The organism is Bradyrhizobium sp. TM233 (assembly GCF_036247965.1).
Classification (GTDB): Bacteria; Pseudomonadota; Alphaproteobacteria; order Rhizobiales; family Xanthobacteraceae; genus Bradyrhizobium; species Bradyrhizobium ottawaense.
The window spans coordinates 1-375 of sequence record NZ_BTIG01000126.1; the positions used below are offsets into that span (position 1 = coordinate 1).

General features: G+C 66.1%; 1 protein-coding gene. It reads right to left on the reverse strand.

Annotated features, from left to right (window positions below):
* Positions 1–375, reverse strand: a 375-nt coding sequence (locus AABA86_RS33975) for a VCBS domain-containing protein (RefSeq protein ID WP_338309846.1), incomplete at both ends; no start/stop codon positions are given.

Sequence of the window (375 nt, forward strand, 5' to 3'; positions counted from 1 at the left end):
GGGATCCAGAATCGTCAATAGGCCGCTCGGGTTCAGTGCGGCGGCGGCATTGCCCTCAGTGACGGACGTCGAGTCCGATGAGACTGTCGCCGCGTCATTGCTGCAGGTGATGGTGACCGTCACCGTGCCGGAAGCGGTGCCGTCCTGGCTGGCCACCGTGAACTGATCCTGCACCTGCTGGCCGGCGGTGAGCTCGTCATGCGCGCCGGTGCCGGCGTAGCTCCAGGCGCCGTTGGCGTCGATGCTGAAGTCGCCGTAGGTCCCGTGGACGTTCGATTGCGCGACGACGTGGGCTTCGCCAGTGTCGGGATCCACAATCGTCAATAGGCCGCTCGTGTTCAGCGCCGCCGCGGTGTTGCCCTCGGTGACGGACTT